This is a genomic window from Georgenia halophila (assembly GCF_039541595.1).
Map to the genome: position 1 here is coordinate 119,344 of NZ_BAABGN010000013.1, position 21,568 is coordinate 140,911.

Below are 21,568 nucleotides of genomic sequence, written 5' to 3' on the forward strand. Positions count from 1 at the left end.
CGATGCAATTTGCTAACCGCAGGGTTAGGCTAGGGCGATGACGGGCAAACGCTGGTACGACGACGCCTGCGGCATGGCGTTGGGCCTGAACCTGGTGGGGGACCGCTGGGCGCTCCACGTGGTCCGCGAGCTGCTGCTCGGTCCAAAACGTTTCGCCGACCTGCGCGGGGATCTGCCGGGCATCAGCAGCAACGTCCTTGCCCAGCGCCTCGACGAGCTCGAGGAGCGGGTGATCGTCCGCCGTCGCCGTCTCCCTCCGCCGGCATCGGCCTGGGTGTACGAGCTGACCGAGTGGGGAGCCGAGCTGGAGCCGGTCATCGTCCACCTCGGGCGATGGGCGGTCCGGTCGCCGGCTTTCGGCCGCGAGTCCAGGCTGAGCTGCACGTCCGTGGTGCTGTCGATGCGCACGATGTTCCGGCCCGAGGCGGCCGCAGGGCTAGACCTCCGGGTCGGCTTCCGCCTGGAGGAGCTGCAGGTCCTGGGCCGCATCACGGAGGGCTCGCTCGACGTCGGACCGGTGGACGCCCTTGCCGCTCCCGAGCACGGCGGGCCGGCCGCCGTGGTGACCACGACGCCGGAGGTGCTGGCCGGGATTCTCTACGACGGCGTCGCCCTCGACGAGGCGCTCGAGTCCGGCGCCGCCACGCTCGAGGGTGACCGCGCGGCACTCGTGCGCTACGCCGAGTGCTTCTGGCTGCCCGAGCCGGCCGCGCCGACTGCTGACGATCCAGCCGAGCGCTGACGTTCAGAGGTCAGCACCCGGCGCAGGACTCAGCAGCCGGTGCGCGGGGGCCGAGCGCAGGGACGGGCATCGGTCAGCGGCGCACGGTGCCGACCAGCCCCAGCTTGTGCTCCGGGTCGAGCCGCGCGGCGATCGTCGCCGAGATGCGTTTGAGCTGGCCCACCTGCTCCGCGTCGAGGCCGTCGAAGACGAGGGAACGGACGTTGTCCACGTGGCCCGGGGCGGTCTCGACCACCTTGTCCCAGCCGGCGTCGGTCAGCACGGCCATCGTGCTGCGGCCGTCGGAGGGGTCGGGGTGTCGTTCCACCCAGCCGTGGCCGGCCAGGCGGTCCAGCAGGTGCGAGAGCCGGGAGACGCTCATGTTGGCCATCGTCGCGAGCCGGCTGATCCGGATGGTCCCGCCCGGGGCCTCGGACAGCGTCGACAGGACGGCGTACCCGGCATGGGTGATCCCGGCGTCCCGCTGGAGCTGGGCGTCCAGCCCGCCGGGCAGCAGCATCAGGACGGCCATGAGCGAGCGCCAGGCGTCCTCCTGGTCGGCCGTGAGCCAGCGTGTGTCCGTCATCCGCTCAGCGTAGGCGCCGCCGTGCCGCCCCCCGCTCGTAGCCGCACGGACCGCTCGGCGCTGGTGGGACCGATGGTCCTGAGGTGGCGACCTACCAAGCGCCCGCTCGTCGATGCTCCCTCCGATCACGGTCGACACGAAATAAACCTCGACCCACCGGGAGTTGCTCCGGCGAGCCGACCTGAGGAGAACCATGACCACCTATGCCGTCACCGGAGCCACCGGGCACTACGGACCGATCGCCGTCGAGCAGCTGCTGGCGCGCGGGGTCGTGCCGGGAGACATCGTCGCGATCGCCCGCTCTCCCGAGAAGGCAGACGCGCTCGCCGGCGCCGGCGTCGAGGTCCGCTTGGGCGACTACGACCGCCCCGAGACGCTGGCGCCCGCGCTGGCGGGGGTCGACCGTCTCCTCCTGGTGTCCGGCAGCGAGGTCGGCAGCCGGGTTCCGCAGCACACCGCCGTCATCGAGGCCGCCAAGGCCGCCAGCGTGGGGCACATCCTGTACACGTCGGTGCTGCGCGCGGACACCACCACGCTCGTCATCGCACCTGAGCACACGGCCACCGAGAAGGTCATCGCCGCCTCAGGCATCCCGCACACGTTCCTGCGCAACGGCTGGTACGCCGAGAACTACGCCGCCGCGGCGCCCCAGCACCTCGCGCGGGGCGTCATCACGCACGCCGCCGGCGACGGGCGCATCGCCGCCGCCACGCGCGCGGACCTCGCCGAGGCGGGAGCGGTCGCGCTGCTCTCGAAGGAGCCGCGTGAGGTCTACGAGCTCGCCGGCCCGTCATTCACCTACGCCGACCTGGCGGCGACCCTGACGGAGATCACCGGCACCCCGGTCGAGGCCCGCGCGGTGAGTGCCGAGCAGCTGACCGCCACCCTCCAGGAGGCGGGCCTGGACGCCGGCACCGCTGGCTTCCTGACCGCCGTCGACACGGGCATCGCGCAGGGCGAGCTCGACGGTGACACGGCGGACCTCGAGTCGCTGCTGGCACGCCCGGCCACGCCTCTCGCCGACGTGCTGCGCGCGGCGCTCGCGGCCTAGCGACCGCGCGGCTACCGGTCGGCGTCCTCCTCGTCCGGCAGTATCCGTTGCTTCGTGCCCCGTTGGGACGGGTCCTTGATGGGCACGGCGGACAGCAGCGCCTGCGTGTACCTGTGCTGGGGCTGGTCGAAGATCTGCTTCCGGTCCGCGGCCTCGACGATCCGGCCGCCGCGCATGACGGCGATGTCGTCGGAGATGTGGCGCACGACGTCCAGATCGTGAGCGATGAAGAGGTAGGTCAGGTCCAGTCGCTCCTGCAGCTCGCGAAGCAGGTTGATCACCTGCGCCTGGATCGAGACGTCCAGGGCGCTGACCGGCTCGTCCAGCACCAGCAGCTGCGGCTCCAGAGCGAGGGCCCGGGCGATCCCGACCCGTTGGCGTTGACCGCCGGAGAACTCGTGCGGGTAGCGGTTGGCGTGCTCGGGCTTCAGCCCGACCATGTCCAGCAGCTCCCGCACCCGCTCGGTCCCGCCGCGCCGGTACCGGCCGTGGATCCGCAGCGGCTCCGCGATGATCTCGTTCACCGTGAGCCGCGGGTCCAGGGAGGCGTACGGGTCCTGGAAGACCATCTGCAGGTCCTGGCGCGCGTGGCGCAGATGCCGCTTGCTCAGCGCCGCGAGATCACGGCCACGGAACTCCACGGTCCCCGCGGTGGGCCTGAGCAGCCGGACGATGCAGCGCGCCACGGTGGACTTGCCCGAGCCCGACTCACCGACCAGGCCCAGCGTCCGGCCCTCACGGATCTCGAAGCTCACGTCGTCCACGGCACGCGTCGTCCGAGCCTCGCGCCGGCCGAGGCCCCCAGCGCCGTGGAAGTCCTTCACGAGGCCGCTGACACGCAGCACGACGTCGTCCGAGGGGTTCATCGGTCCTCGCCATTCCCGGCGGGCGGGTGCCCGTCGTCGTCGGGTCCCTTGGCGAGCTCGTCGTGGTAGTGGCAGCGGCTGCCGCGCTCGATCGCCTCGGTACCGATGGGCAGCAGGACCGGCTCCTCCTCACGGCACGGCGCGCGCCCGTGGGACTGGTCGCACCGCGGGTGGAACGTGCAGCCGGTGGGCAGGGCGAGCAGGCTGGGCGCCTGGCCGGGGATCGCCGGGAGCTCTTCGGATCCCGCCAGCCCGGGCCGGCTGGCCAGCAGCCCCCGGGTGTACGGGTGCCGCGGCTCGCGGAAGACGTCGTGCACGCCGCCGGTCTCCACCACGCGGCCGGCGTACATCACCACCACCCGGTCGGCCATCTCCGCGATGATCCCCAGGTCGTGGGTGATCAGGATGATCGAGGACCCCATCTCCTGCTGGGTGCGCGTCAGCAGCTCGAGGACCTGCGCCTGGACCGTGACGTCCAGGGCGGTCGTCGGCTCGTCGGCGATGAGGAGCTGGGGACGGTTGGCGATCGCCATGGCGATCATCACGCGCTGGCGCATCCCGCCGGAGAACTCGTGCGGGTACTGGTCCACCCGCCGCTCGACGTCGTCGACGCCGACCGCGCGGAGCAGCCCCACCACCTCCGCCCGTGCCTCGTCGTTCGTGACGTCGCGGTGGGTGAGGATCGCCTCGGCGATCTGGCGCCCGACCGTGAGCACCGGGTTCAGCGACGTGATGGGGTCCTGGAAGATCAGCGCCAGCTCGTTGCCCCGCAGGCCGCGCAGCTCCTCCGGCGGCATGGTCAGCAGGTCGCGGCCGTCGAAGAGGGCCCGTCCCTGCACCACCTGACCGGTACGCGGGGGGATGAGTCCGAGCACGGACATCGCAGTGACGCTCTTGCCCGAACCCGACTCGCCCACCACGCCCACGATCTCGCCGTGACCGACGTCGAAGCTGACGTGATCCACCGCCCGGACCACGCCGTCGGGCGTGTGGAACTCGGTGACGAGGTCCTCGACCGACAGGAGCGGTTCACCCATCACTCGGCCCCCTCTCCGGACTCCGGGTCCAAAGCGTCCCGCAGGCCGTCGCCGATGAAGTTCACCGCGAGGGCCAGAATGACGATCGTCAGGCCGGGCATCACCACGAGCCACCACTGGGTGAGCATGGAGCTCTGCCCGTCCGAGATCAGCTTGCCCAGCGCGGGCGTCGGCGGGTCGATGCCGAAGCCGAGGTAGGACATCGTCGACTCGAGCAGGATCGCCTGGGCGACGACCAGCGTCGCATTGACGATGATCGGTCCCATCGTGTTGGGCACCATGTGCCGGAACATCAGGCGGAGGTCGCCGGCGCCCAGCACCCGGCCGGCCTGAACGTACTCCGCCTCCCGAAGGGTCAGGCACTGCCCGCGCACGATGCGGGCGATGGTCGTCCACATCACGACGCCCAGGATGAAGGCGATGCGGATGGGTGACCCGCCGCCGAGGAAGGCGGCGAAGACCAGCACCACCGCCAGGAACGGCAACGTCATGATGAAGTCCACGACGCGCATCAGGACGTTGTCCACCAGGCCGCTGTAGAAACCGGCGATCGCCCCGACCACCGTGCCGATGATCGTGGAGAGCACGGCGACGAGGATGGCGACCTGCACCGAGGTCCGGGTGCCGTGCAGCACCCGGCTGAAGTAGTCCCGCCCGACCTTGTCGGTGCCGAAGAAGTGGCTGTCGGTGAACGTGGGCGGCTGGCTGACGTTGTTCAGGTCCAGCTCGTCGTACTCGTAGGGCGCGATCCACTGCGCGAGGAACGCGGCGATGGTGATCAGGACGAACACGAGGAGGCTCGCCATGGCCAGGCGGTGGTGCAGGAAGCGTCGCATGGCCCGCTGGGTCTGGGACTGCAGGACCGGCTGCTCCTGCTCGACCGCCCGCTCACGCTCGGTCCCGGCCGTGCCCGGGCCGTCGTGCGGCTGCTCCTGCTCGGGAAGGGGAGTCTGGCTCATGTCCTGCTCCGGGGGTCGAGGTACCCATAGGTCAGGTCCGCGAGGAGGTTGCCGAGGAGCACCAGGACGGCGGTGATCATGAAGAAGGCCATGACGCTGTAGACGTCACGCTCGTTCAGCGCCTCGATGAAGAACAGGCCCATGCCGTCCAGGCTGAACACCGTCTCCGCCACGATCGAGCCGCCGAAGGTCAGGCCGATGTTCAGCCCCACCACCGTGGTGATCGGGATCAGCGCGTTGCGCAGCGCGTGTCGGCGCATCACCGCCTTCTCGGGCACGCCTTTGGCGCGGGCGGTCTGCAGGTACTGGGCGCTGAGCACCTCGAGCATCTCGCTGCGCATGTAGCGGCTGTAGGCCGCGACGTTGACGTAGGCCACCGCGGCGACCGGCAGCGCCAGGTGCTGGAGGCGGTCGATGAAGAACGCCAGGCCGGTCCCCGGGTCGATCGAGCTCAGTCCGGAGGTGTAGAGGATCCGAACGCCGGACTCGAGGTAGAGGTTGGTGAAGATGACCTGCAGGATCAGCGCGAACCAGAACACGGGGATCGAGTAGCCGAGGAAGCTCAGACCGGTCAGCCCGTAGTCCAGGGCGCTGTACTGGCGCCGCGCGGAGATGACGCCGATGGGCACGGCGATCAGCAGCGCGATGAGTTCCGCGGCCACGACCAGCTGCAGCGTGTTCAGCGCCGCGTTCGAGAGGTCGGGCCAGATCGGCTGGCCGAAGGTCGTGGTCCCGAAGGCGTTGGTGACCGCGTCCCGCACCCAGTACCCGTACTGGAGGAACAGCGGCTCGTCGAGGTGCTTGGCCTCGACGATGGACGCGATGGTGGCCTCGCTGACGTTCGGCGAACGGCGCAGCTGGGCGAGCGGGTCGCCGATCGAGGAGATGCCGAAGAAGACGACGACGCTCGCGGCGAACACCACCGGGATGCTGTAGACGACCCGTCGGACGACGTAACCGATCATCGTAGGCCCCACTCCTCGACGTTCCAGAAGTGGCCCCAGTCGGTGGGGTTGGGCTGCGCGCCTTCGATCTGCCGCGCCCACGCGAGGAAGACGGGGCTCTGGTACAGCGGCAACGCGGGCAGGTCGTCCGCCATGATCTCGTCGGCCTCGTTGAGCAGCGCGGCCCGGCGCTGCGGGTCCAGCTCGGTGCGGCTGGCGGCGATGAGCCTGTCGACCTCCTCGTTGCAGTAGGAGCGGAAGTTCATCGCCCCGTCGCAGACCCAGAACTCCAGTGCCGGGTTCGGATCGGCGGTGTTGAGCCAGGCCTGGTTGAACAGCTCCCACGCACCGTCGGTGCCCGAGGGCCACAGGTCTCCGAAGAACGAGGCCGGGTCCTGCGTCTGCGAGCTCAGCGCGATGCCGATGTCTTTCATGTAGGCCTGGATGATGACGAACTGGAGCTCGCGCAGCTCGTTGCCGGAGGTGTAGGCGTAGTCGAACGACAGGCGGACGCCGTCGCAGACGTAGATCCCGTCGTCCCCGGTGACGCACCCGTTCTCCTCGAGCAGGGCGCGCGCTCCCTCGGGGTCGAAGGACCACTGGTCGAACGCGGGCTCGTACTCGGGCTGGTCGTTGACGTAGATGATGCTCTGGAGAGGCTCCGCCTCGGGGTTCATCGGCCCGATGAGGACGTCGACCAGCTCCTCGCGATTGATGCCCATCGCGATCGCCTCGCGGACGAAGGCATGGTCCTCCCCGAGACCTTCCACGCCGTGGTTGAACTCGAAGAACTCCCACACACCGCCGGACGTCACCTCGTAGTCGATGCCGTCCAGGTCCTCGACCTGGTCGACGAGGTCGATCTGCGGCTGGGAGCTGAGCGCGTCGATCTCCGCCCCGCGCAGCGCCTGGACCTGGACGCTGGAGTCCTCGATGAACCGCAGCACGAACCGCTCGAACCCCGGCTGCGACTCGCCCCAGAAGTTCTCGTTGCGGGTGAGCGTCATCTGCTGGCCACGGTTCCAGCTCTCGAACTTCAGCGGCCCGCTGGAGACGGTGATGCCGTCGTCCCAGACCTCGTCGAAGTCCTCGCCCTCGAGCTCGTGGGCAGGCAGGATCGAGCCCGCGGCGTTGCTGAAGAGCGAGCGCCACGGGGCGTACGGCTCCTTGAAGACCATGCGGAACGTCTTGTCGTCGACGATCTCCGAGGCCTCCATGTCGACCATCTGGCAGCCGGCGCGCACGGCGATGGCGAAGTCCTCGTTCAGGCAGGTCTCCAGCGTGAAGCGGATGTCCTCGGCGGTGATCGGGACACCGTCGCTCCAGGTGGCCTCCTCCTTGAGGCGGTAGGTCACCGTGAACGGGTCCTCGCTGACCTCCGGCTCGCCGTCCAGCAGTAGCGGCTCGTACTCGAAGTCCGGCGTCAGCCGCCACAACGGGTAGAGGACCATCAGGCTGAGCGAGTGAGTCGCCTGCAGGTTTCCCTCGCTGACCCACGGGTTCATGATGGCGGGCTCCTGCGCGAGGCCGACGACGACCGTGCCGTTCTCCAGCCTGGTGCCCCGGTCCGTCGGCGTCAGTGCGCTGCAGCTCGACGCGAGCATGAGGAACCCCAGGAGCAGGCCCAGCGCCTGCTTCCGGCGTGACCCAGACACTCGTCCACCCCCAGTGGTGGTCGTCGCGGTGTGCGGTCGCACACTTTCGGACGCGCGTCACAGTTCCACAGGAGACGGTGTTCCGCAGTTCGAGGGAGTGAGCCCCGGTGCAGGTCGGCTCGGTGGCCCCAGCCCGTCAGCCGCTCCCGGGCCCCAGCCCGTCAGCCGCTCCCGGCCGCGGGACGTCCGGTCGCTCCTCACCGACCGCCCCGCTCGGCCTCGGCCGACGAGCCTGCCGGTCGTGTGACTCGCTGCGGCTGGAATCCCGCAGGTTATGCCTGCTGAAGCTAGACCGCTCCGCCGGTTGCCAACACGTCGCTGGCTCCGCCGTTGCCCTGGCTGGAGAAGGGAAGGGTATGGCTGCGGAAGCGGCGCCGTTGTGCCGGCGCCGCGAAGGCCCGCGGAGACCCGCCGAGACCCGCCGAGACCGCCGAGACCCGCCGGGACGCGGATCCCCGCCGGGAGCCCCTCGGCCGCGTGACTCGCAAGGGCTGAAATGCCGAAGGCCATGCCTCCTGGTGCGCCACGATGGAGCCATGGCCACCCGCGAGCACCCCGAGACGGTGCAGATCGACGGCCGCCGTCTGCGCGTCAGCAACCTGTCCAAGGTGCTCTACCCGGAGACGGGGACCACCAAGGCCGAGGTGCTCGCCTATCTCGCGGAGATCGCGCCGGTCATGGTGCCGCACTGCGCCGGGCGCGCGGCGACCCGGAAGCGGTGGCCGAACGGCGTCGGGACCGAGGCCGAGCCCGGCCAGTTCTTCTTCATCAAGGACCTCGAGTCCTCGGCGCCGCCGTGGGTGGTGCGCGGGGACATCGAGCACTCCGCCGGGCCGAAGACCTATCCGATAGTCGACGACGCGGCGACCCTGGCGTGGCTCGGCCAGGTCGCCGCGCTGGAGATTCACGTCCCGCAGTGGCGGTTCGGCTCGGACGGACAGCCCCGCAACCCGGACAGGATCGTGCTGGACCTGGACCCCGGGCCCGGCACGGGGCTCGCCGAGTGCGCCGAGGTCGCCCGCATCGCCCGCCCGGTCCTGGAGGGCATGGGACTCGAGCCGGTACCGGTGACCTCCGGGTCGAAGGGCATCCATCTCTACGCCGCGCTGGACGGGAGCCACACCTCTGACGAGATCAACGCCGTCGCGCACGAGCTGGCCCGCGCCCTCGAGGCCGACCACCCGGACCTGATCGTCTCGGACATGAAGAAGTCGCTGCGCAAGGGGAAGGTCCTGGTCGACTGGTCGCAGAACAACGCGAGCAAGACGACGATCGCGCCGTACTCCCTGCGCGGGCGGGCCCGTCCCACGGTGGCCGCTCCGCGGACCTGGGAGGAGCTGGCGGAGAAGGACCTCGGCCACCTCGAGTACGGCGAGGTGCTCGAGCTGGTCCGGCGGCGCGGCGATCCGATGGCCGATCTGTACGGGCAGGACGCCCTGGCGACGTACAGCTCGATGCGCGACGCCTCGCGGACGCCCGAGCCCGTCCCCGACCCGCTCGCCCCGGCGAGCGGGCAGCGGACGAACGCGTCCAGTGCTTTCGTTATCCAGGAGCACCACGCCCGCCGGCTGCACTGGGACCTGCGTCTCGCGCACGGCGGCACCCTCGTCTCCTGGGCCATGCCGAAGAACGTGCCCACGGACGCCACGAACCACCTGGCCGTCCACACCGAGGACCACCCGATGGAGTACCTCACCTTCTCCGGGACCATCCCGGCCGGCGAGTACGGCGGCGGCGAGATGTCCATCTGGGACACCGGCACCTACGAGGTCGAGAAGTGGCGCGAGGGCAAGGAGGTGATCGTCACCCTGACCGGTCAGGAGGACGGCGGCCTCGCCGGTCCCGACGGACCCGGCCGCATCGCGAAGATCGCCCTGATCCATACCGGCGGCCGGGACGAGAAGGACAACAAGAACTGGCTCGTGCACCTCATGGAGGGCAGCCGAGTCGGACGTACCAAGAAGGACACCAAGAACGACGCCGACTCGAAGGCCGGAAAAGGGCGTACCGGTTCCCGCTCGGCGAGCCGGTCGGACAGCCGTTCGCGGCCCGATCCTGCGCCGAAGGGCGCGGCCCCGCGCCGCAACAGGAAGCCAACGCCGCTGCCCATGATGGCCACCACCGGTGAGGTGCGGGACCTGCTGCCGGACCTCGACTGGGCGCTGGAGATGAAGTGGGACGGCGTCCGGGCGACCGTCGTCGTCGACGGTGACGACGTCCGCCTCGTCAGCCGCAACGGCAACGACGTCACGGCCCTGTACCCGGAGCTGGGCGACGTCTCCCGCTGCCTGGCCGGCCCCGGGGCCGCGATCCTCGACGGCGAGATCGTCGCCCTGGACGAGCGCGGCCGCCCGAGCTTCGGCCGCCTGCAGCAGCGCTTCAACCACACCCGGCAGGCCGATATCGACCGCGGCGTGCGGGACGCGCCCGTCCATCTGATGCTCTTCGACGTCCTGGAGGTGGACGGGGAGTCGACGGTGAAGGAGACCTACGACCGCAGGCGCGAGCGGCTCCGAGAGATCGTCGACCCGGACGCACACGCCCGCGTGGCGGTCCCAGACGCCTTCGACGGCGACGTCGATGCCGCGATGGAGGCGTCCGAGCGCTGGGGTCTCGAGGGCGTGGTGGCCAAGCGACGTGACTCCCGCTACGCCGTCGGGCGGCGCTCGCGGGCCTGGATCAAGCTCAAGCACACCGTCACGCACGAGGCCGTCGTCATCGGGTACCGGCCCGGCCGCGGGAACCGCGAGGGCGCCGTCGGATCGCTCCTGCTCGCCGTGCCCGACGACGACGGGACGCTGCACTATGCCGGCCGGGCGGGGACGGGCTTCAGCCATGCGGAGGCCGTGCGGTGGAAGGACGAGCTGCAGCGGCGCGCCCGCTCGTCCTCAGCCGTCGGGGACGTGCCACGCCTGGAGGCGCGTGACGCCGTGTGGGTCGATCCGGAACGGGTGGCCGAGGTCGAGCTCGCACACTGGACCAAGGACGGGCGGATGCGGCACCCGCGGTGGCGCGGCTGGCGACCGGACAAGGCCCCCTCCGACGTCGAGCCGCGCCCCGACGATCTGGTGGCCGCGCCCGGGACGACGAAAGCCTGACCGTCCCGAGGCGGATCCGGGACGATCAGGCTCCGTGAGCCGCTCGCCCGGCGACCGAACGGCGGTCTCGTCGAGAACGGCGCGCTGGTTGGAGCGCAGGCGTTCTCGGGTCAGGCGCTCTCAGATGAGGCCGGCGCGGCGCTGTCGACGCCGGGCCTGGCGCTCGACCCGGCTCGCGCGGCGCAGGTCACGCAGGAGGTGGATCTCCTCCGCGCGTGCGACCAGCTCTTCGTGGTGGATGCGCGCGAGCACGTCGTGCGGCTCGCCGATGTAGGGGTTCACGTCTCGTTCCTTCGTCCTCGTTGCCCGGTGAATCTCGTGGTGACGCGGTTGCGGCACGGGGTCCGTGTCGTGGATATGTAACTAGTTGAACGTGTGGTTCAGGTTACGCACCGTCGTAACCTGTTGTCAACGGATTAGAGGTTACTGCTGGTCTCTTAGTCGCGTTCCGGTGGTAGGGACGACTCCATCACCGACCACTGACATCGAGGCCGCAGCGGGTGCTGGTGCGGCATGCCGACGGCTCAGGTTGGCGAGGGTGCGTCACAGGTGTGCGCGGGGGCGCCTGCCACCGAGCACGCCCGCGAACAGGGCGGCGACCAGGCCGCCGATGACGACGCCGAGCAGGCCGACACGCAGGCTGGTGTGCTCGGCGACGAACCCGACGAGCGGGGGAGAGGCGAGGAAGCCGATCCGCAGCACCCAGCTCACGACGGTCAGGCCCACGCCCGGCGCCAAGCCGGGCAACTCGTCGCCGGCGTGCATGGCGGCGGGGATGAGGGTGGCGCAGCCGAGCCCGGCCGCGCCGAAGCCGATGATCGTCAGGGGCACGCTCGGTAGGGCGAGTGCGAGGCCCATGCCGGCGGCGATGAGGAGGCCGCCGGACCGCACGACGCCGGCCTGCCCGAACCGGTCGACGAAGCGGTCTCCGGTGAGCCGGCCGACGGTCATCGCGACGTTCACGGCGACGAACCCGAGCCCGGCGACGGCGCTCGGCGCGCCGAGGTCGCGGCCGAGGTACAGGGCGGCCCACGAGCTGCCGGCGTCCTCGACGAGTGCGCCGCAGACGGCGATCACCCCGAGGAGCGTCAGTGCCGTCACGACGGGGCGCGGCACCCGGATGCGGCGAGGCCTGGGCGTCGTCTGGGCGTTCGGGTCGACGACCGGCTTCGCGCGTTCGGCGTTCTCCGGCCCCGGCAGCATGAACGGCAGCGCGACGAGAGCGACCGTCGCGAAGATTCCGGCGGAGATGCCGAGGTGGACCGGCAGCGGTACGCCCAGGCCCGCGGCGGCGGAGCCCATCAGGCCACCGGTGACAGCGCCGACGCTCCACAGGCCGTGGAAGGCGTTCAGGATCGAGCGTCCGTAGATGCGTTGGACACGCAGCCCGTGGGCGTTCTGGGAGACGTCGACCACGGAGTCGACCGCTCCCATGAGCAGGAACGCCGCGGCGAGGACGGCGGGGATCGGGGCCACCGAGACCGAGAACGTCGCGGCCGCGAGGGCGACGATGCCGATCGTGGCGACGCGGGAGGAGCGGAAGCGTCCGATGAGGGCGGGGGCGAAGAGTCCCGCGATCAGGGCGCCGGTCGGGATCGCGGCGAGCGTGGTGCCGTAGGCGGCGTCGCTGAGGCCCAGCGAGGCCTTGATCTCCGGTAGCCGTGGGGCAATGTTCGCCAGCAGGGCGCCGTTGGTGAGGAACACGGCGGAGACGGCGGCCCGTGCCCGGCGGGCGTCGTCGGCGCCGCCGGAGCGTGCGGGCAAACTCATGGTGGACGAGCCTACGGGTGTGTGAGTTGCCCGGACGACACGGCCCTGTAACCCACAGGGTCGATGTCAGTGGTTACACTGGGTGCATGGTCGAGGTGCCCAAGCTCGAGATGGCCGAGGTCATCGAGATCGTGAACAGCTACGCAGCCGAGGCCCGCGCCGCCGCGCACGACGAGCACAAGGGTTATCCGCTGCTGGCCGAGGTCGTCGGCGGGACGGCGGACGCCTTCCCGGCAGTCCGGCTCACCGAGCTGCAGTCGCTCGCGGGTGAGGCCTACGAGGTCTTCGTCGCCGCGGAGGCCGGGAGTGACGTGGCCGGTCCGGTCAACGCACTCCTGGCGCCGGCCGCGCCCACGCCGACCTGCACCTCGGAGGGCGGCATCGAGTGGGAGGTGCACAAGGGTGCGGACACGTTGCGGGCGTCGATCGCCATCGCGCTGCTGGACTGGCTGCACACCCGCGGTGCCGAGCGTCTCGGCACCTGCCACGGCACCAGGTGCGGCGACGCGTTCGCCGACCTGTCGCCGTCGGGCCGCAAGATCTACTGCTCGAACGGGTGCCTGAACCGGCACAAGGTGGCCGAGCACCGCCGTCGGGCCAGGTCCGCCTGAGGAGTCCAAGGCAGTACGCATTGGCGTCCCCGCGCCGCGGTGCCATCCTCGACGAATGAGTCCGACGACCGACGAGTGCCTCGTCTGTCAGGAGCACAGCGGAGAGGTGCGCGTTCCCGGTGGTCACCTGGTGGCGGACGACGCCGTGGTGGCATTCCACCTTCCGCCGTGGCCTCCTCCTGCCCATGAGGTCTACCTCGGTTATCTCATGGTCACCTCCCGGCGCCACGTCCCCGGCTTCGCAGACCTCTCGGACGAAGAGTCGGCCGCCGTCGGGCGATGGATAGCCCGTCTCAGTCGGGCCCTGGAGTCTCTCGGCGCTCAGCGGGTCTACGTGATGGCCGTGGGGCACGGGGTGCCGCACCTGCACGTCCACCTGCTGCCGCGATGGCCCGAGACCCCGGAGGAGGTCTCCTGGCTTGACGTGGGTACATGGCGCAGTGCGCGCAAAGGTGACGCTGCAGCTGCGAGCTGCGTCACGGACCAGGTCTGGGACCGGCTGCAGGCCGAAAAGAACCCACGAGAGTGTTGATCTCGCTGCTATAGCAGCAGGATCGACACTCTCGTGGGCGGTTCGGCTCGTCGCGAGGGCGAGCCGGTGAGTCAGTCCTGGGTCAGGACGTGGCGGAGGCGTTCTCCTCGACCTGGCGGCGAACCTCGTCCATGTCGAGACCCTTCACGGCCTCGATCAGCTCGTTCAGGCCCTTCGCGGGGATCGCGCCCGCCTGGTTGAACACCATGATCCCGTCACGGAAGGCCATGAGGGTCGGGATCGAGGTGATCTGCAGCTGCGCGGCGAGGTCCTGCTCGGCCTCGGTGTCCACCTTGGCGAAGGTGATCTCCGGGTTGGTCTCGGAGGCCTCCTCGTAGACGGGGGCGAAGCGCTTGCACGGCCCGCACCAGTCGGCCCAGAAGTCGATGAGTGTGATGCCCTCGGAGTTCACCGTGCTGTTGAACTCTTCGGTGGTGATGTTCTTGGTTGCCATGCTTCCTCTCCCGATCGATGGCACTGCAGGGTGCAACACGGCGCTCCGCGATTCATTCCCGCGGCTCGTTGTCGCATCGCGTTCCGGCACCGAGCCCTCAGGTCGACGTCACCACCACCTTGCCGCGCACGTGGCCGCCCTCGCTGGTCTGCAGGGCGTCTTTGGCGTGGTCGAGCGGGAAGCGTTCCGCGATCTCCACCCGCAGGTCGCCCTCGGCGACCTGGTGCAGCAGGCGGGTCAGGCGGGCACGGTCGGCACCGCAGAACACATAGGAACCGCCGAACCGCTCCTTGACCTCGGGATCGATCACCGATGCCACGTGGCCCTCCTCGGCGAGCAGCTCCGGCGTGGCATCGAGGGCGTCGCCGCCGACGAGGTCGATGATGGCGTCAACGCCGTCCGGTGCCACGCTCCGGACGTTCGCCACGAGGTCCTCGCCGTACGTCACCGGGGTGGTGCCGAGCGATCTGAGGTAGTCGTGGTTGCGCTCGCTGGCGGTGCCGATGACGGTGGCGCCGCGCAATCGGGCCAGCTGCACGGCGAAGGAGCCGACGCCGCCCGCGGCGGCGTGCACCAGGACCGTGTCACCCATGGCCATACCGGAGGCATCGATCAGCTGGTCGGCCGTCATGCCGGCGAGCGGCACGGACGCGGCGACGTCGAGCTCGACCGAGTCGGGGACGTGCGCCCACGCCCGGTCGGGCACCGACACCAGCTCGGCGAACGTGCCGTCCCGGACGTGATCCTTGCGGGCGTAGGCGGCCACTCGGTCTCCGGGACGGACTCCCTCGACGGCGGGCCCCACGCCGACGACGTTGCCGGCCACGTCCCAGCCGGGGATCAGCGGCAGGTGGTGCGGGATCGCGCCCTGCATGCCGCCGTAGAGAATCTTCCAGTCGACCGGATTGACGCCCGCCGCGGCCATCTCCACAAGAACGGTGTCGGGGCCGACGAGCGGGTTGTCATGGTCGGTGATCTCGACGGCGTCCGGGCCCTCGAACGAACGGATCGCTGCTGCCTTCATGCTGTCGAGCCTGCGCCGGCGGGTCGGGGCCCGCAACCGTGGAGGGCGCGGCGGCGGCGGGATCAGCGCCGGCGGCGGGGCCGCAGCCTGTGCACCAGCGAGCGCGCCTTGCGCTGGTTCTCCGGCTTGGCGGCCTGACGGCGGACGACGCCGATCGCCTTGGACGCCAGGGCGCCCTTGAAGAGCTTGCGGACGAAGGCCATGACTGCTCCTCCCGGTTGTGGGGCCGACCATGTGCATGGAACGTTCACGTGCTGAACACCGACGGTACCGGGGCGCCGCGCTCTCGGCCCGTCGGCCTACGCTGGAGCCATGACCGAGACCATGCCGGCGCTCCGTGACGACCGCGCAGACAAGGATGACGAGGCCGCCACCGGCGCAGCAGCACCGGACGAGGCCGTCGCCGCCATCGCGCGTGCCGCCAAGACGGCCTCGCGTGCCCTGGCGACCGCCACCCGCACCACCAAGGACGCCGCGCTGCACGCCATGGCCGACGCCCTCGTCGCGGCCGCCCCGCGCATCGTCGAGGCCAACGCCGAGGACCTGGTCCGGGGCCGCGAGAACGGCATGAAGGAGTCGCTGCTCGACCGGCTGGCCCTGGACGACGCCCGTATCGCCGGGATCGCCGGCGCCCTCCGCGAGCTCGCCGCGCTGCCGGACCCGGTCGGCGAGATCGTCCGCGGCTCCACGCTGCCCAACGGCCTGCGCCTTCGGCAGGTCCGGGTCCCCATGGGGGTCGTCGGCATGATCTACGAGGCGAGGCCGAACGTGACCGTCGACGCCGCCGGCCTGGCGCTGAAGTCCGGGAACGCCGTCGTGCTGCGCGGCGGGTCCGCGGCTGCGAGCTCCAACGCGGTCATCGTCGACGTGCTCGGCGAGGCCCTCGCCGCACGAGGGCTGCCCCGCGAACTCGTCCAGTCTGTCGATGCCTACGGCCGCCCCGGCGCGGTCGCGCTGATGCGTGCCCGCGGCCTCGTCGACGTCCTGGTGCCGCGCGGAGGGGCCGACCTCATCCAGACCGTCGTGCGGGAGTCGGTCGTGCCCGTCATCGAGACGGGCGTCGGGAACTGCCACGTCTACGTCGACGCGTCCGCCGACGTCGCCCAGTCCGCGGCGATCGTGGTCAACTCCAAGACCCAGCGCGTCGGCGTGTGCAACGCGGCCGAGACCCTGCTGGTCCACCGCGACGCCGCACCCGCCGTCCTGCCCGCCGTGCTGGAGGCGCTGCGCGCGGAGGAGGTCACCGTGCACGGTGACGGCGCGGTCGCCGCCGCCGTACCCGAAGGCCTGCGGTTCGAGCCGGCCACCGAGGCCGACTGGGCGACCGAGTACCTCTCGAAGGATCTCGCCGTGCGGGTGGTCGACTCCCTGGACGAGGCGCTGGACCACGTCCGCCGCTACTCGTCCGGCCACACGGAGGTGATCTGCACCCGTGACACCGTGTCCGTGCAGCGCTTCACCACCGAGCTGGACTCGGCCGCGATCATCGTCAACGCCTCCTCCCGCTTCACCGACGGTGCGCAGTTCGGCCTCGGGGCGGAGATCGGCATCTCCACCCAGAAGCTGCACGCGCGCGGCCCGATGGGACTGGCCGAGCTGACCACGACGACGTGGATCGTCGAGGGGGACGGCCAGATCCGCGAGTGAGCTAGTCGGCGTACAGCACGGCGAGCTCGTCCAGGCTGCGACGGATGGCCATCGCGAGCGCCGCCGCGGCCATCGTGCTGCCACTGATCCGGTCGCTGTGCGAGCGGTCGATCTCGACGACGAGCCGCTCGAGGGAGTCGCCGGCGGCGCGCGCCTCCTCGGGCCCGTCGCCGCCGGCGTCCCGGACGACGTTCTCGAGGTGATGCAGCACCTCGGCGGTCGCCGGCCGCAGGCGGGGACCGAGCGCCACCTCGTCGCGTCCCGCGATCTCCCGCTCCGCCAGGAGGTCCGTCAGGTCGGCGACCAGCAGGGAGATCCGGTCGAACGCGTATGCCTGCCGGGCGAGGCGGTCGTAGTCCACGGCGTAGCGGCGGGCCCGCTGGTTCGCCCGCCGCGCCTCTCGCGCCGTGTCCAGCGCCTGACGCATCTCGGACCGGAGCGGCTCGAGGTCGTGCTTGCGCTCGGCCCAGGCCTCCTCGTCCAGCATCTCGTCGTTCTCGAGCGCGCCCGCGAGGGCGCCGAGCTGGTCCCCGAGGGTCTTGCGCATCCTCGACAGGACCTGCCGCAGCGGTGCGAGGGGCAGCGGCGGGAAGACGAAGTTGACTCCGACGCCGATCGCCGCGCCGAGCAGCATCAGTCCCGCGTACGCCCCGACGTAGAAGGCCTCGCCACCGGCGATGACGAGCGTGAACAGCGCGGCCATCGGAGCCCAGCTCCCCAACGTGCCGAGCCACCGCCAGCCACCGACCAGGATGCTGAGGGCCACGGCAAGCGCGATGGTGACCGGATCGGCGGAGGAGGCCCACCAGTCGGCGGCGAACGCGATCCCACCGCCGAGGAGGACGGCGGTGACGGCCCGCACGGACTCGCGCACCGAACCGGCGACGGTCATCGTCGTGGCGACCACCGCCCCCAGCGGGGCGTAGTACGGGTACTCGGACATCGGGGCGGGAAGGAGCAGCGCAATCCACCAGGCGAGGGCGGTGGCGATCGCGCCGCGAATCGCGAGCGCGATGCGGGGGTGGTGCCGGTAGGCACGCAGCAGCCGCCCTTGCCTGCGGATCTCCTCGCGCGAGGGTGGAGGGATCGACGGCCGCCGGATCTTCATCGCAACGTCGTAGCACGGCCGGAGGGGCCCCGCTCTTCGACGTGACGCGGACGACAGCTGGCACCGCCCCGCCGCCCACGCGTACGGGCCGGCGAATTTCCGTTGAGACGGCGGTTCCACCCCCCGTACGGTCACCACCATGATCATGGTGATGGTGCGTCGTGTCCGGGGCGCGGGCCTCGGCACGCAGTGCCGCTTCGAGGACCAGCTCCCGGCCGCACCGATGGGGAGCGCATGAGCTGAGCCCTGGTTGGGCCCGGCGGATCGTCGCGTCCGCCGGAGCCGGATCGGACGATCTCGTCCTTGACCTGGGGGCGGGACGAGGTGCGCTGACCCTTCCGCTCGCGGCGCTGGGGGCTCACGTGGTCGCGGTCGAGCTGCACGCCGGGCGCGCCGCCCAGCTGCGGGGCCGCGTCCCCGACGGGGTCACGGTCGTCGAGGGTGACGTGCTGCGCATACCGTTGCCGCGGCGCGCCTATCGGGTCGTCGCCAACCCGCCGTACGACGTCGCCGCGGCCCTGGTCCGGCGGCTCACCGGCCGGGGGAGCGCTCTGATGCGCGGGGACCTCGTGCTGCCGCGCTGGCAGGTGAACCGGTACCTGGCCGACCCCCCGCGCGGGTTCACGGCGCAGCTCGGCCGACACGTGCCGGCGTCCGCGTTCCGGCCGCCGCCGCGCAACGACAGCGCCGTCCTCGTGCTGCGCCGACGGCCGCGGCGGTGCTGACGTCGGCGAGGCCGGAACCGGCACGCGCGTGCCGCGGCCCTGCATAGGGTCGAATCATGAGCGATGAGGGGTGGGTGGGCGCCGAGCCCGCCGGTCGCGGAGAGAAGGCACGGGTAGGGGTGGCCGTGGTCGCGGTGCTCCTCGTCGTCGCGCTCGTGGCTGCGGCCATCTGGGCGCGGCAGCACTTCGACGACGATCCCGTCTGGGCGACGGACGTCGACGGAGTCCTCGGTGTCGTCGATTCGGACGAGGAGCGGATCCTCCTCCAGACGGAAACCGGCTACACGGTGCTGTCCCGTTCCGACGGCCGACCCGTCGCCGCCCACGACGTCTCCGGCATCAACGACCAGGCGCTGCAGACTCATGGCAGCTCCGCCTTGGCCTTCGTCGACGGTGGTGTCCTCGTCTCCGGGTCATTCAGCGCCGGGTACTCGATGACGGGGGTCCTCGGGCTCGACGGTGGGTGGCGGTGGCGGCACGAGCTGGACCGGGGCCGCAAGGTGGTCGGTCTCGACCCCGGCGGCGGCATCGTCGTCGTCTTCGAATGGCGGACGGGGACGCTGGTGGGTCTGGACAGTCGGACCGGGGAGGAAGCCTGGTCGCGCTCAGCGGCGCAGGTCCGGCGGCCGGGTCACCTCATGGCGGACAGCATGGTTGCGGAGGTCCGCGTGCTCGCCGACGAGCTCTTCGACAGCGATGTCCGCACCCTGGTCTCCACCGCGGACGGTTCCGTGGTGGCGACCGTGGAGACGGGGCCGGGTGGCGGCGTCGTCGTCGGGCGGGAGGCGGTCGTGACGGAGACCGCCGAGTGCAACCTGCGGGTTCTGCGCGGGCGAGAGCAGACCCGCGTCGACTGGGGCGACATCGACCAGCCGCAGAACTGCCAGGTCGTATCCGCGGCCGGCGGCTACGCCTACGTCGCCGCGGATCTTCCGAAGACGTCGAGCATCAGCGAGTCCCCGTACGCCGGCGCGCGCGTCATCGCCCTGGACCTCAGGTCCGGCGCCGCCCAGGAACTTCCGGTTTCTGCCCCGGACACCCTCTCCGTCGGCGCGTACTTCCCGCTGGATCAGGGTCACCGGTGGTTCGTGACGGGGACGCAGGACGGTCTTGTCGTCCACGACGCCGCGACCGGCGATCGTGTGTGGGAGCACACCTGGACCGCTACGCCGTCGTCCACCACGTTGCGCGGCGTGCTCGCCGTCGGGGCGGACGGAATCGTGACGGAGGACTCGCCCGACCGGTGGCAGAGGTGGGCCGGCGGTGCCGACCTCGCCGCGGTCACGCTGTGGCAGCCGGACGGGACACGGGCGAGCACGCTCTACCCGGAATTCGGCGTGGTGCCGACGGACGCGTACCTGCTCGACGGGCCCGAGGCCGTGGTCGCTCTCGGGGACGGAACGGTGGCGCTGCTCCGCTGAGGGATCGGCGTCAGCGCCCGCTGTCCTGCGGTGCGGCGGCGAGCGAGGGCCACGGACCCAGCTCGGGAAGCTCGTGGGGCTCGTCGGCGCGGACGGCCACCGGCATCACCTCGGGCTCGCGACCGGCCAGCCAGGCCACGAGGTCCCGGAGTGCAGCCTGTACGACCACCGGAGCGCTCTGGGTCGCGGCGTCGTCGTTGACCGACCACCGCACCGGGGTGTCGTCGGCGACGAGCTCCACGTGCCCGGCGCTGTCCAGACGAGGCTGGAGGAAGTCGAGCAGGTGCAGGCACAAGTCGTCGTCCCAGGAGCCGGGGCCGACCGTGACCTGCAGGTCGACGAGGTGGATCCGCGTCTCTCGCCACCACAGCAGGGCGACACCGGACAGCGGGCCGTCGCGGTAGGAGGTGGGCGCGTCCCACACCGGTGAGCCGGCCCCGGGCCATGCGTCGTCGAGCCGGGTGGCCAGCCGGCACAGGGCCTCGGTGTGTTCCTCGACGGTGCGGCCGGCGGCCGCATGGATGGCCGCGTTCCGGCCCGCGCGACCACCGTCGTAGAAGTCGACGAGCTCGCCACGAGCGGCCGCCTCGGCCTGCCGCGCCGCGGCGTTGCCGGCGCCGTCGATGTGCGCGAGGACGTGGCCCCGGCTCCACGCCGGCAGCCTCGACGGCCGCGCCAGAGCGTCGGCGTCCAGACGTTCCATGGCCTCGAGGACCGTTCGGAGGGCGACGGCGGAGTCGCGCACCGCCTTGTCGACCAGGATCTTCTCGTCGAGGCGGGGTGTAACAATCACACTGGCTCCTTCCGTTCTGGCGCAAGCATCGCACGCCGAGGAACGGCAATGACAGGCCCGCGACCCACGCGCACGGTGACGTGAGTGAACCTCCGGTGCGAAAGTGAACGACTGTCCAACGTTCGATGTCCAGGGGCTTGACGATGTGGGGTCGTGTGCGAGGAGATAAGGCAATGACCCTGTGCACCCATCTCGATCAGATCGACTACGACTCGGTCGACCCGGACGCGGAAGGGTGCGAGGAGTGTCTCGCCGGCGGCGGACAGTGGGTGCACCTGCGGGCCTGCCAGCGCTGCGGCCACATCGGGTGCTGCGACTCCTCGCCCGGCCGTCACGCCCGGACCCACGTCATGGACACCGGGCATCCTGTCATCCGCTCGTACGAGCCGGGGGAGAGCTGGTTCTACTGCTACCCGGACGACCTGCTCTTCGAACTCTCGGGAGCCCCGCCGGCCCCCACCCACGCCTGACGACGACGTCGGCGTAGCGGCTGGGCACAGGTAGCGCCCGGCAGGGAGCCGCGAACCGGTCCGGGCCGGCCGGACGTGATGGCAGGCTCCGCGCCG

The 21,568-nt window shown here is 71.1% G+C and carries 22 protein-coding genes; 9 read left to right on the top strand and 13 right to left on the bottom strand.

The genetic code is table 11. The features are described from left to right. The first annotated feature begins 37 nt into the window (after nucleotides 1–37). Nucleotides 38–742, top strand: a complete 705-nt coding sequence (locus ABD907_RS16685; protein WP_345217587.1) for a winged helix-turn-helix transcriptional regulator — start codon at nucleotides 38–40, stop codon at nucleotides 740–742. A 73-nt stretch (nucleotides 743–815) separates the two neighbouring features. On the opposite strand, the gene ABD907_RS16690 is transcribed toward ABD907_RS16685, so the two are convergent. Continuing rightward, on the bottom strand, nucleotides 816–1,307 hold the full coding sequence (locus ABD907_RS16690) for a MarR family winged helix-turn-helix transcriptional regulator (RefSeq protein ID WP_345217590.1): 492 nt from the start codon (nucleotides 1,305–1,307) through the stop codon (nucleotides 816–818). Nucleotides 1,308–1,500: 193 nt separating this feature from the next. Between ABD907_RS16690 and ABD907_RS16695 the strand changes: the two genes are divergently transcribed. Further along, nucleotides 1,501–2,358, top strand: a complete 858-nt coding sequence (locus ABD907_RS16695; protein WP_345217592.1) for an SDR family oxidoreductase — start codon at nucleotides 1,501–1,503, stop codon at nucleotides 2,356–2,358. An 11-nt stretch (nucleotides 2,359–2,369) separates the two neighbouring features. Here ABD907_RS16695 and ABD907_RS16700 read toward each other — a convergent pair whose 3' ends face one another. Genes ABD907_RS16700 through ABD907_RS16720 form a run of 5 tightly spaced genes read right to left on the bottom strand, consistent with a single transcriptional unit; the run spans nucleotide 2,370 to nucleotide 7,819 of the window. Beyond that, on the bottom strand, nucleotides 2,370–3,224 hold the full coding sequence (locus tag ABD907_RS16700; protein WP_345217595.1) for an ABC transporter ATP-binding protein: 855 nt from the start codon (nucleotides 3,222–3,224) through the stop codon (nucleotides 2,370–2,372). After that, nucleotides 3,221–4,261, bottom strand: coding sequence for an ABC transporter ATP-binding protein (locus tag ABD907_RS16705; protein WP_345217597.1), 1,041 nt, complete (start codon nucleotides 4,259–4,261; stop codon nucleotides 3,221–3,223). Before ABD907_RS16705 ends, ABD907_RS16700 begins: the two co-directional genes overlap by 4 nt. Beyond that, nucleotides 4,261–5,220, bottom strand: a complete 960-nt coding sequence (locus ABD907_RS16710) for an ABC transporter permease (protein ID WP_345217599.1) — start codon at nucleotides 5,218–5,220, stop codon at nucleotides 4,261–4,263. The genes ABD907_RS16705 and ABD907_RS16710 overlap by 1 nt, the downstream gene beginning before the upstream one ends. After that, on the bottom strand, nucleotides 5,217–6,185 hold the full coding sequence (locus tag ABD907_RS16715; RefSeq protein ID WP_345217602.1) for an ABC transporter permease: 969 nt from the start codon (nucleotides 6,183–6,185) through the stop codon (nucleotides 5,217–5,219). The genes ABD907_RS16710 and ABD907_RS16715 overlap by 4 nt, the downstream gene beginning before the upstream one ends. After that, nucleotides 6,182–7,819 carry an ABC transporter substrate-binding protein gene (locus tag ABD907_RS16720; RefSeq protein ID WP_345217604.1) on the bottom strand — a complete coding sequence of 546 codons (1,638 nt, stop codon included), beginning with the start codon at nucleotides 7,817–7,819 and terminating at the stop codon, nucleotides 6,182–6,184. The genes ABD907_RS16715 and ABD907_RS16720 overlap by 4 nt, the downstream gene beginning before the upstream one ends. Nucleotides 7,820–8,355: 536 nt before the next feature. On the opposite strand from ABD907_RS16720, the gene ABD907_RS16725 reads away from it, so the two are divergent. Beyond that, nucleotides 8,356–10,917, top strand: coding sequence for an ATP-dependent DNA ligase (locus ABD907_RS16725; RefSeq protein WP_345217606.1), 2,562 nt, complete (start codon nucleotides 8,356–8,358; stop codon nucleotides 10,915–10,917). A 120-nt stretch (nucleotides 10,918–11,037) separates the two neighbouring features. On the opposite strand, the gene ABD907_RS16730 is transcribed toward ABD907_RS16725, so the two are convergent. Both ABD907_RS16730 and ABD907_RS16735 read right to left on the bottom strand, forming a co-directional pair. After that, entirely contained in the window at nucleotides 11,038–11,199 is a 162-nt protein-coding gene (locus ABD907_RS16730; RefSeq protein ID WP_345217608.1) for a hypothetical protein, read from the bottom strand. A gap of 261 nt (nucleotides 11,200–11,460) precedes the next feature. Beyond that, on the bottom strand, nucleotides 11,461–12,687 hold the full coding sequence (locus tag ABD907_RS16735; RefSeq protein WP_345217611.1) for an MFS transporter: 1,227 nt from the start codon (nucleotides 12,685–12,687) through the stop codon (nucleotides 11,461–11,463). An 86-nt stretch (nucleotides 12,688–12,773) separates the two neighbouring features. On the opposite strand from ABD907_RS16735, the gene ABD907_RS16740 reads away from it, so the two are divergent. Both ABD907_RS16740 and ABD907_RS16745 read left to right on the top strand, forming a co-directional pair. Then, nucleotides 12,774–13,298, top strand: coding sequence for a CGNR zinc finger domain-containing protein (locus ABD907_RS16740; RefSeq protein WP_345217613.1), 525 nt, complete (start codon nucleotides 12,774–12,776; stop codon nucleotides 13,296–13,298). Nucleotides 13,299–13,353: 55 nt separating this feature from the next. Next, nucleotides 13,354–13,830 carry an HIT family protein gene (locus ABD907_RS16745; protein ID WP_345217616.1) on the top strand — a complete coding sequence of 159 codons (477 nt, stop codon included), beginning with the start codon at nucleotides 13,354–13,356 and terminating at the stop codon, nucleotides 13,828–13,830. A gap of 82 nt (nucleotides 13,831–13,912) precedes the next feature. Here the strand turns inward: ABD907_RS16745 and trxA are convergent, their stop codons facing one another. The 3 genes from trxA to ABD907_RS16760 all read right to left on the bottom strand — a co-directional run bounded on the left by trxA (nucleotide 13,913) and on the right by ABD907_RS16760 (nucleotide 15,511). Next, nucleotides 13,913–14,284, bottom strand: a complete 372-nt coding sequence (gene trxA / locus ABD907_RS16750) for a thioredoxin (RefSeq protein WP_345217618.1) — start codon at nucleotides 14,282–14,284, stop codon at nucleotides 13,913–13,915. Between the two features lie 97 nt (nucleotides 14,285–14,381). Continuing rightward, entirely contained in the window at nucleotides 14,382–15,308 is a 927-nt protein-coding gene (locus ABD907_RS16755; RefSeq protein ID WP_345217621.1) for an NADP-dependent oxidoreductase, read from the bottom strand. A gap of 62 nt (nucleotides 15,309–15,370) precedes the next feature. After that, entirely contained in the window at nucleotides 15,371–15,511 is a 141-nt protein-coding gene (locus ABD907_RS16760) for a hypothetical protein (RefSeq protein ID WP_345217622.1), read from the bottom strand. Between the two features lie 109 nt (nucleotides 15,512–15,620). Between ABD907_RS16760 and ABD907_RS16765 the strand changes: the two genes are divergently transcribed. After that, nucleotides 15,621–16,955: a glutamate-5-semialdehyde dehydrogenase gene (locus ABD907_RS16765; protein WP_345217625.1), complete on the top strand. Its 1,335-nt coding sequence runs from the start codon at nucleotides 15,621–15,623 to the stop codon at nucleotides 16,953–16,955. Nucleotide 16,956: 1 nt separating this feature from the next. Here the strand turns inward: ABD907_RS16765 and ABD907_RS16770 are convergent, their stop codons facing one another. After that, on the bottom strand, nucleotides 16,957–18,063 hold the full coding sequence (locus ABD907_RS16770; protein WP_345217627.1) for an FUSC family protein: 1,107 nt from the start codon (nucleotides 18,061–18,063) through the stop codon (nucleotides 16,957–16,959). 239 nt (nucleotides 18,064–18,302) lie between these two features. Between ABD907_RS16770 and ABD907_RS16775 the strand changes: the two genes are divergently transcribed. After that, a complete protein-coding gene (locus ABD907_RS16775; RefSeq protein ID WP_425555800.1) occupies nucleotides 18,303–18,788 on the top strand; it encodes an rRNA adenine N-6-methyltransferase family protein in 486 nt (161 codons plus the stop codon). A 56-nt stretch (nucleotides 18,789–18,844) separates the two neighbouring features. Further along, nucleotides 18,845–20,209: a hypothetical protein gene (locus tag ABD907_RS16780; RefSeq protein WP_345217628.1), complete on the top strand. Its 1,365-nt coding sequence runs from the start codon at nucleotides 18,845–18,847 to the stop codon at nucleotides 20,207–20,209. Between the two features lie 10 nt (nucleotides 20,210–20,219). Here ABD907_RS16780 and ABD907_RS16785 read toward each other — a convergent pair whose 3' ends face one another. After that, the gene (locus ABD907_RS16785) at nucleotides 20,220–21,002 is read right to left on the bottom strand and encodes a maleylpyruvate isomerase family mycothiol-dependent enzyme (protein WP_345217630.1); all 783 of its coding nucleotides are present in this window, start codon (nucleotides 21,000–21,002) and stop codon (nucleotides 20,220–20,222) included. Between the two features lie 173 nt (nucleotides 21,003–21,175). Here ABD907_RS16785 and ABD907_RS16790 point away from each other — a divergent pair, with 173 nt between their 5' ends. After that, a complete protein-coding gene (locus ABD907_RS16790) occupies nucleotides 21,176–21,472 on the top strand; it encodes a UBP-type zinc finger domain-containing protein (protein WP_345217632.1) in 297 nt (98 codons plus the stop codon). Nucleotides 21,473–21,568 lie beyond the last annotated feature (96 nt).